The following is a 7,707-nucleotide window of genomic DNA, read 5'->3' as shown; positions in this document are numbered from 1 at the left end:
CTTCTAGACATTTGATCAGTGCAGCGATCTTATCGGCAGCCTTGATAAGCGGTTTGTATTGCGCATCCTGCTCCTCAAAAAAGAAGAGTGGTTCATAGACCTGCGCCAGCTCCGGCGGCAGCATGGCCAGCAGTTTCTTACGGGCACGGTCTTCAAGCTGGTGGAAGGACTTCTTGAAATGGGGATTAAAATATTTGACCGGAGTCGGCATATCGCCGGTAAAGATCTCGCTGGCATCATGGAAGATACCGTACATCGCAGCCTGATTCGGGTCCAGTGTACCGCCGTAAAAGGTGTTGCGGATCACCACCAGGGCATGGGCCAGCATGGCCACATCAAGTGAATGTTCCTTAATATTCTCAGGCTGAGTATTACGCATCAGGCCCCAGCGGTTGATGTACTGCATCCGGGCCAGAAAGGCAAAAAAATCGTGGCGAGACTCGGGTTGTACCTGTTTTTTCATTTCACACTCTCTCAAAGGTCTCGAACAAAGTCTTGTAATCATCCAACGCATAGCGGTCAGTCATACCAGCCAGATAATCCGCCACGGTCCGCTCCACCCCGTTCTGCTCAATCCGGCGATGGTACTTGGGTGGCAGCAGGTTGGGCCGTTTCAGGTAGGTTTCAAACAGTTTACTCAGGACATGCTCGGCCTTGACCCGCATCTTGTCCACCTTGTGGTGACGATAGAGTTTTTCCTTAAGGAACTTCTTCAGGGTTATGTTTTCCTGCTCCACCTGGGGGCTGAAATGGACCAGCACCCGGTTGACCCGGCGCAGATCATCCATATTGGTGATGCCGTACTGCTGGATGTTGGCCCAGGTGGTTTCGCAGATATCAGTAATCTGCATACCGATCAGGGCACTGACCGTCCTCGCCACCAGCCGCTTGTCATCAATGGTTGGGTAACGCTCCCGCACCCGGCTGGCCATCCGTTGCCACAGATCAACTTCCTTTAACTGGTCCAGGGTCAGGTAGCCGGATTTAATACCGTCATCAATATCATGGTTGTTATAGGCGATCTCATCGGCATAGTTGATCAACTGGCCTTCAATGGAGGGAACCACCCCGGGCAGGAATTCATCCAGTATTCTGGTGGGCACATCATGGGGTGAGGAGTGTTTCAGAATCCCTTCCCGCACCTCCCAGGAGAGGTTCAGACCATCAAACTCTGCATAGCGTTCTTCCAGTTCATTCACCACCCGGAACGACTGGTAGTTGTGCTCAAACCCGCCATAGCCCTGCATCAGCTGGTTCAGCACCTCTTCACCGGTATGGCCAAAGGGGGTATGCCCCAGATCATGGGCCAGGGCCAGCGCCTCGGTCAGGTCACTGTTCAGACGCAGGCGCAGGGCAACCGCCTTGCCGATCTGGGCCACCTCCAGCGAATGGGTCAAACGGGTACGGTAGTAATCCCCTTCGTGGTTCAGGAAAACCTGGGTCTTGTACTCTAAACGACGGAAAGCGGCGCAGTGGATGACCCGGTCACGGTCACGCTCGAACATGGGACGGGGATCAGAGGATTCTTCCGGGTATTTGCGCCCTTTAGAGGCGGCACTGGTGCAGGCGTATGGGGCCAGGTCGGGACGCTCACTATAATCAAACATTGAAGACTCCCTTGCAGTTGCAGGATGGGAAAGAGTACTATCCAGACAGGTGTTGAGCAAGTTTTTTCATATGATTGGATCTCCCATGACCAACCAAGAACTGCATGACCTGCTGAGCCTTGACCGTTCTACCCTGGCTGCCGATGGCAGACCGGAGTTCAACCGCCTGATCTTTTCCCGCTCCCCTTACCTGTTGCAGCACAGCCGCAACCCGGTGGATTGGCGGGAATGGGGACCAGCAGCGCAGGAGGAAGCGCAGCAGCGCAACCTGCCGCTGTTTGTCTCCATCGGCTATGCCACCTGCCACTGGTGCCATGTCATGGCCCATGAATCCTTTGAGGATGACGAGGTGGCTGATATCCTGAACCATGCCTTTGTACCGGTCAAGGTGGATAGGGAGGAGCGGCCCGATCTGGACGAGTTCTGCATGGCTGCCTGCCAGACCATGACGGGCAGCGGCGGCTGGCCTCTGAACTGCTTTCTGAAGCCGGATGGCACCCCGTTTTATGCACTGACCTATCTACCTAAAGAGCCACGCCACGGCATGCCCGGTTTTCTGGAACTGCTGGAGAACATTGCCAAGGTATGGCAACACAAACAGGATGCGGTTGAACGCAATGCCGCCTCACTGATGGAGGCACTGGCCCAGATGGCCAAGCCGCCACAACCAGCAGGCCAGTTTAATCTGGCTACCATAGCTGACCAGGCAAGCGCCACCCTGCGCAAGATCCATGACCCGCACTACCACGGCTTTGGCAAGGCCCCCAAGTTTCCGATGCCGCCGTACCTGCTGTTTCTCTTGCATCGACCTGATGCTGCTGAACAGAAAATGGCGCTTGATACGCTCAAGGCGATGCGGCAGGGCGGCATCTGGGATCAGCTGGGTGGTGGCATCCACCGCTACAGTACAGACCAGCACTGGTTGGTGCCCCACTTTGAAAAGATGCTCTATGATCAGGCCTTGGTAGCCTACGCAGCGTTGGAGGCCCATGTCCTGACCGCAGAAAGCAACTACCTGGAAATGGCCGACAATCTGCTGGAGTTTGTGCTGTCCGAACTAACCGCACCGGAGGGTGGCTTTTACTGCGGACTGGATGCAGACTCGGAAGGCCGGGAAGGGGCCTGCTATGTTTGGAAGAAACAGGAGATTGAGCAGATTTTGGGGGATGAGGCACCGCTGTTCTGCAACCAGTACGGGGTAACGGATCAGGGTAACTTTGAAGAACCGGGAGAGAATGTACTGTTTCAGGCGCTGCCGGTTGCTGAAGAGCCGGCTGTGATTACGTCAGCCAGACAGAAACTGCTGCAGGTACGGGCTACTCGTCAGCAGCCGTTGCGTGATATCAAGATCCTGTCCGGCTGGAACGGCCTGACCATCGCGGCACTGGCGCGGGGAGCAGCACTGACCGGTAATCAGCGTTGGCTGGAAGCGGCCCGCAGGGCAGCGGCCTTTATCAGCAGCGCCCTGACCCGTGCCGATGGCCGTATGCTGCGCAGCTGGTGCGGTACGCCATCAACCATTCCGGCATTTTTGGAGGATTACGCCTTTCTGGGCTGGGGTTATCTGGAACTGTATCAGGCGGAGAAAAGAAGTGAGGATCTTCAGGCGGCCGAGCAGCTCTGCAGGGATGCACTGCAGCTTTTTACAACACTGGATGGGCGGCTTGTCACGGCAGGTACTGATCAGGAACAGCTTCCGCTTGCACTGTCAGACAACCATGATGGGGTGATTCCATCCGGGCCGGCAGCCCTGGCCATGAACCTGGTTACACTAGCTGGACTTTCAGCCATGCCTGAATGGCAGAATATGACAGAAGAGATATTGGCTGGATTACTGCCATCCTTGATACGCCAGCCAATCAGCGGGCTCTGGCTATTGGAAGCCCAAACGCTATGGCATGGCAGAGAACGGAGATAGCTAGCCGTATTATGACTGACAAACCTGGCTAAACTGCTGCCTGATCTGCTCCATACGTCGCCGGTTCTTGCCCAGATCCCAGTAGCCCAATCGTGCAGCAGAACGCAGATGGATTACTGCCTGATGCCGGTCCAGCAGGAACAGCCCGTCATCGACAAATCCAAGCAGCGTCCTGAATTCAACCTTAATCAGATCAGAATCAGCCGCTATTACCGTGGTATCGGAGCGTTTAGCAAGCAGTGTGTGCAGACATTTGAAGGCCTGATCTGGCTCACCTTTGATGACAAAAGCAGCAATCCGGTGCTTGCCTTCAGCCTGGCTGGAAACACAGTTGGGTGATGCAGGGCAGGGAGGCAGCTCTGCCCCATATGCAGATGTAATGGTCATGGCAAGTACCAGAGCAAGCAATCGGTTCATAGGCACGAAGCCCCCCAAAAGCGGCTTATATACATAGACAGATAGCCGCAAAAGAGCACAAAGAAATAAAAGAAAACAGATTATTACAAACCGCTTCAGCGGTATTAGTTATATCGAGCAACGCCTTGAACTGTTTTTGCGATCCTTGCGTTCTTTCGCGGCTATTTTTTTCAGGCCTGGTTCATCTTCATCAGCACCATGCCTGATGCCGGGTCCAGCGCCCTCACAATACTGACATCCAGTATCTCGGTAATCACCACTTCAAGCACCAGAAAAGATTGAGTCGCTTCCCGCAGACAGCCGGCCTTGACACTGTCATGCTTGCCATAGGCTCCATGCAGATGCACCTTGGGCTGATCCTTCTCCCAGAACACCGTACCGAAACCGACCGCTTCATGACTTTCCTGCAGTTCACGCCAGACCGGGATCGGCGGCATCTCCTCGGTTTCAGGCCCCACCACAAAACGGCCTGCTTTCATGCCACCCACCATGTTAAAGCAGGCGGCCCTGATATTTTCAGCACGGCAGATCTCTGAAATCCCGGCCAGGAGATCCTCACCATCACCAAAACGAGCCACTATAATTCTGCCAGGTCTTCCCGTCTGATATTCCACCGTTTGCTCCTCTTCAGTTCAAGTCCATAACAAAAACCACTATCCCAGCCCCACCTTGATGGCGTAGCGCACCAGCTCGGCAGTGGTATGTATGCCCAGCTTGTTCATAATATTGGTACGATGGTTATCCACCGTTTTATTACTGATTCCCAGAGACTCTCCGATCAAGCGACTGCTCATGCCACAAGCCACCAGCCGGATAACCTCCAGCTCCCTGTCTGTCAGAAAATGTCCATCGTGTAACGAAGCGGACTGTTCTGAAGCATCCAGCAAAACCGAGCCATCCGCAACCTTCCTGATGGTCTGCAGCAGCTGTTCAAAGGCAAATTCTTTATTAACATAGCCATTTGCGCCGCTTACTCTCGCCCGTTCCAGCATCAGCGGGTCGTCGTGGGTTGTCAGAACAACCACCGGCGTCGTATCATCCTCACGCCTCAAGGCTGCAACGGTTGAAAGGCCGTCAAGGCCCGGCATAGAAATATCAAGAATGGCAAGCGTAGGACGCAGTTTGCGAATCAGGACCAGCGCCTCATCCCCCCGACTGCATTCACCCACAATTTCACAATCATCAGCCATGGCGATTAACGAACGCAGCCCTTGGCGAAATATGGCATGGTCATCTGCAATAACCAATTGAATCAATGACATGGTAGCTCCACAAAAATTCTTGTGCCCTGACCTTCAGGAGAATCAATCACCAGACGCCCACCAACAAGAGCAACCCGTTCCTGCATAATCATCAGCCCTGATCCACCTGACATACCCACCTTCGCCCCCCCCCCTGCCATCATCACTTACCGTCAGGACGATGGTATCCCCCTGGCGTTGCAGAGAAACCTGGACACGCCTGGCAGCAGCATGTTTCAGAATATTGGTCAGGCTTTCCTGGCAGACCCGAAACAGTACCAGACTGCAGCGGTCACCAACAGCATCAAACTCTCCGGCAGACTGTACCAGTAATGATACACCACCGTCCCTTTCCAGATTACGGCAGAGCCAGCGTACCGCTTCTTCGATATTCATGCCGGATAACGGCAGGGGGCGTAAAGAGACGACCAGGTTTCTCAGCTCTGATGAAGCGTTCTGTACATCCCGGATCAACTCTTTGATGGCACTGCGTTCACCACTTTTATCTGTTCCAACGGTACCAAGCAACAGTTTCAGCCGGAGCAGGACCGCATGCAATGCCTGTCCGATACCATCATGCAGCTCACGGGAAATACGGGTCCGCTCCTCATGTTCAACCCGTTCCTGTTGTGTCAGCAGACTTTCTTCATATTGTCCTCTGGCTGTCTGTTCGGCCAGCTCAGCCATACTACTGCGCCAGCGAAGCAAGAGCCAGAGAGCAACGGCAAGCATGACGGCAAAACCGGTCAATTCCAGCACAAAACTGCGCTTGACAGCCACCACCAGCGGTTCTACAGCATAGCAAACCAGATACCCGCCCCTGCCACCGGTAACTTCCGGTACCGGCACAAACGAGACAACATAGCCGATCCCCCGATGCACAATCCCCACTGAAAACTGTTCACCCCGCACCATGCGCTGTATGGTATCGACATCTTTACTGAGTTTTTTCGCTATGGCATCTGCTGTGGTTGAAAGTGGTTTGGCAGTGTCAGCATGATTTCTGGCAGGATTTTCAATCAACCAGGCGTCGGAAAAAGGGGATGAGGCATAGACGGAACGGAAGTCAGGAAACAGGCGTTCTTGAACCAGATCAGCATGTACCAGAAACTGGTACTCGCGTTCACTGGCATATTCTGTCATGGCACTCTGGACGGATTTGAACGGAATGCTGGTTTCTACACTACCAATATGTCGTCCTTGGTACTCAAGCGGCACGACATACCGGAAGCCATCTATGATTCTGCCCGCTTCAAAGCCGATCACCGCTCGCTTTTCAGTATTGGCAATCCGCACAGACGGCCGCACACTAAACAGCTTATCACCAAAACGTTTAGGTTGATGAAAGCGGAGAAAGCTTTCGCCATCAGGCAGATGAAAATGCAGCTGGCGTAAACGGTACTGCCAGAGCTCCTGATACGACCCCTGCAACCTGTTGTAGAGCTGGTGTCTCAGGTTTGCCTTGCCAGCCTCATCAGACCGCCAGGCATGAGCGAACAGCGAAAGCACCTCTGGCTGACGTATCGTATCACGCAGATAGATCTCTGTGGCAACTTTATAGGTATGAATTGCAGCCCGGTACGATATTTCCAGCATCTCAGTATGCTGTTTATAATGCTGCTGCTGTCTTTCAATCCGGTCGAGGCTCAACAGCGCTCCACCGACACCCGCTACAACAACAAATATCAACAGTATAGGAAAGATGCCGCGATTATTGACCATCAGTCACCAGATTAGCGAGCGGTACAACGAGCACCAAAGACGGTGGCCAGTTGCAACTCCTCCAGCAATTCATACAGCCGGTTATCACCAGCCAGTAAGGTCAGGCTCACTTTCTCACGGTTCACCAGCTTCATCAGATAGCCGATGACTGCCGACGGCAAGGCAAATGAGTCTTCAATCCGCAGGGTAATGCTTTTGGCTCCCCCATCATACAGCTTTTGCAGCTCACCCCGTAGTTGCATACTATCGTCAATCGTCTTGATAATACCACTGACAACCAGCTCTTGACTCCCGACTGTTTTGATTTCCATAGTTTCTCCTTTAAGTGCGGTAGCTGCGTGTATAGTATCAACCAAACATCTGCATCAGCACCAGCCGGTTACCCGCCTGATTGCGGCGTACCAGATCAACTGAACGTTTCATCACGTTAAAGCCACGCCCGCAAGGCGCTGTGGCAGCAGTAACTCCCGTTAATTTCTCTTCTGAATCAAATCCTGTCCCCGGATCAATCACTTCAATCCAGACCTGAAGGCGTTCATTCCGCCTGAACAGGCTCAGAACAAGACGTATTTCCTGATCTGCTGCAGCCTGGGAAGACAGTACCAGGTCTTCATACTCACCCTCAAGTATCAAGCGGGCTTTATCCGTGCCTATCTTCAGGCAGCCATGTTCAAATGCGTTCATCAAGGTCTCACCCAGGGCCAGTTCCAGGCTGTCCAGACGTTCTCCGGCAGCCCCCTCCTGCTTCAACTGCTGGCAGACATGACACTGTAATGCACCGACACCGGCCAGTGTTCCCGGT

Annotated in this window: 9 protein-coding genes; 1 reads left to right on the top strand and 8 read right to left on the bottom strand. The window is 53.6% G+C overall.

Annotated features, from left to right (window positions below):
* Positions 1-463, bottom strand: a 463-nt coding sequence (gene yfbR, locus OEL57_RS11485; RefSeq protein WP_300740673.1) for a 5'-deoxynucleotidase, incomplete at its 3' end; no start/stop codon positions are given.
* A gap of 1 nt (position 464) precedes the next feature.
* The gene (locus tag OEL57_RS11480) at positions 465-1,607 is read right to left on the bottom strand and encodes a deoxyguanosinetriphosphate triphosphohydrolase (RefSeq protein ID WP_300740672.1); all 1,143 of its coding nucleotides are present in this window, start codon (positions 1,605-1,607) and stop codon (positions 465-467) included.
* Positions 1,608-1,692: 85 nt separating this feature from the next.
* Here OEL57_RS11480 and OEL57_RS11475 point away from each other — a divergent pair, with 85 nt between their 5' ends.
* Positions 1,693-3,525, top strand: coding sequence for a thioredoxin domain-containing protein (locus OEL57_RS11475; protein WP_300740671.1), 1,833 nt, complete (start codon positions 1,693-1,695; stop codon positions 3,523-3,525).
* A gap of 9 nt (positions 3,526-3,534) precedes the next feature.
* On the opposite strand, the gene OEL57_RS11470 is transcribed toward OEL57_RS11475, so the two are convergent.
* The 6 genes from OEL57_RS11470 to OEL57_RS11445 form a co-directional block, all read right to left on the bottom strand.
* A complete protein-coding gene (locus OEL57_RS11470; RefSeq protein ID WP_300740670.1) occupies positions 3,535-3,942 on the bottom strand; it encodes a DUF1499 domain-containing protein in 408 nt (135 codons plus the stop codon).
* Positions 3,943-4,112: 170 nt separating this feature from the next.
* Complete coding sequence (locus OEL57_RS11465) at positions 4,113-4,556, bottom strand: PPC domain-containing DNA-binding protein (RefSeq protein ID WP_300740669.1); 444 nt, start codon at positions 4,554-4,556, stop codon at positions 4,113-4,115.
* Between the two features lie 39 nt (positions 4,557-4,595).
* Positions 4,596-5,204 (bottom strand): response regulator transcription factor, encoded by a 609-nt coding sequence (locus OEL57_RS11460; protein WP_300740668.1) that lies wholly within the window; start codon positions 5,202-5,204, stop codon positions 4,596-4,598.
* A 42-nt stretch (positions 5,205-5,246) separates the two neighbouring features.
* Complete coding sequence (locus tag OEL57_RS11455) at positions 5,247-6,905, bottom strand: histidine kinase (protein WP_300740667.1); 1,659 nt, start codon at positions 6,903-6,905, stop codon at positions 5,247-5,249.
* Between the two features lie 11 nt (positions 6,906-6,916).
* Positions 6,917-7,216, bottom strand: coding sequence for a hypothetical protein (locus OEL57_RS11450; protein WP_300740666.1), 300 nt, complete (start codon positions 7,214-7,216; stop codon positions 6,917-6,919).
* A gap of 37 nt (positions 7,217-7,253) precedes the next feature.
* Positions 7,254-7,707, bottom strand: a 454-nt coding sequence (locus tag OEL57_RS11445; protein ID WP_300740665.1) for an ATP-binding protein, incomplete at its 5' end; no start/stop codon positions are given.

This window comes from Trichlorobacter sp., from assembly GCF_030247655.1.
Lineage (GTDB): Bacteria > Desulfobacterota > Desulfuromonadia > Geobacterales > Pseudopelobacteraceae > Trichlorobacter.
The sequence above is the reverse complement of the archived record's forward strand: the minus strand, read 5'-3'. Positions and strand labels throughout refer to the sequence as shown.